The organism is Emticicia soli, assembly GCF_037860775.1.
GTDB classification, from domain to species: Bacteria; Bacteroidota; Bacteroidia; order Cytophagales; family Spirosomataceae; genus Emticicia; species Emticicia soli.
On the sequence record NZ_JBBEWC010000033.1, the window covers coordinates 1 to 1,433 of the forward strand.

Consider the following 1,433-nt stretch of genomic DNA (forward strand, 5'->3'; position numbering starts at 1 on the left):
ACATGAGTCATCCCGAATTTTGCAAGAATGCATAATTCATAAAATTATTCAAGCAATTGGAGATGGCCAATCTTACTCTGTAAATCGGTATCGAAGGCATTCGGTACCGATTTCCTGTTCTATGACACCACTTTCTGAGTAATATAGGAATAAAACTACCCCAATTTCGAATCATCGAGAGTAGAAAATCGTAAACTAAAGTAACAATAGCCATCAGTTTGAGTCTATTTTCCCAGAACCAAAGTCTAGGTGATTCTAAGCCTAGTTCAGCTTTCCCCACCCTAAATGCCTGTTCTACGTTCCACCGATGCATATAAGAATGTAGTATCTGCCAAGCGTCCTTGCTGGATAAAATAGTACAAGAAGTAAGCAAATACATCGGTGCTTGTTGTCCTTTTTTGTCTCTTACCACAATCAAGTAGAGTTCTTTATCTGGAAAATCAGGATGAACGACTGCACAGAAAGCAAGACAGATATGTCGGATGATTTTACGTTGATTATCCAATACCAGTTTTTTGGAAGATGTTTTTAGATAGCGGGCAATCTGATGGGTCTGTTTAGTACCTTTTTGTGGATGAGTCAGTAAAATATTCTTCTTCCAGCGAACCAGAAAATCCTGCTCAAAGTGTGTCATCCATTCAATAGTCCATGCCGAAGCATATCCTCTGTCTAGAACATGTAAAACCTTTACTATCAGTGATTGATTGAGCTTTTTTAGCATTCTAAACATGATATTGGAAGCCCATTCTTTGTATTTACCCCTAGAGGTCCACCAATTCATCTGACAAACCGATGGCGTCTCTCCCAAAGCAGAAACTAATGTAGCTGTCCAATGAAAACCAGGCACACATATTCTACTAGCTGGTGGCTTGTAATACCCCGGCTTGATTTTCATTAAACGCTTCCCCTTACTGCTTTCCACACTACATAAGCCCTCCATAAACCGAGCGTCGGCCGCCACGACTCCGGCTTCTCAATCCGGCTATCATCCCACAACAGCAGTGGACGAAGACCTCTGGCCTGTAAATCTCTGATGCGTTCTTTTGCTTTGCTAAACAAAAAATTGTCTACCAATTTACTTTCCCATTTTTTACTCCGAAGTAGATTGCTGATGCGTTTAGTTCCTGCTGGGGCATGGGCGAAACCACAGATATAAGCCCCTAACTCACTTAGTAATAAGCCCATTTTCTGATTACGAAACACCAGTATGGCCATAAATAAATCAAAAAATGTACGACTTAGACGTTTATCTATCTGATTATCAAGGCTTGTGAGGAGACTCAGAAGATATTGACGAGATTGAGTCAGAAGAAATTCACCTGTCTTATTGCTTGTATTCTTAGTTTTTGATAATATTGTGAACATAAAAAGACCTTCTGGTAAAAATTTGCGTTTGTAGTGATTCACAAATTTAACCAGAAGGTTCTTTTTTT

Annotated in this window: 1 protein-coding gene and 1 pseudogene; both read right to left on the reverse strand. The window is 39.5% G+C overall.

The genetic code is table 11. From position 1 onward, the window contains the following. Positions 1–7: 7 nt before the first annotated feature. Positions 8–895, reverse strand: coding sequence for a transposase (locus tag WAE64_RS24705; RefSeq protein WP_340240867.1), 888 nt, complete (start codon positions 893–895; stop codon positions 8–10). Continuing rightward, positions 895–1,433 (reverse strand): annotated as a pseudogene (locus WAE64_RS24710) (hypothetical protein); the annotation flags it as partial. The gene WAE64_RS24705 and the pseudogene WAE64_RS24710, both read right to left, overlap by 1 nt.

Bases quoted from the DNA above. Each gene is read 5' to 3' on its own strand.
- WAE64_RS24705 (WP_340240867.1), bottom strand. From the start codon at position 895: ATGAAAATCAAGCCGGGGTATTACAAGCCACCAGCTAGTAGAATATGT.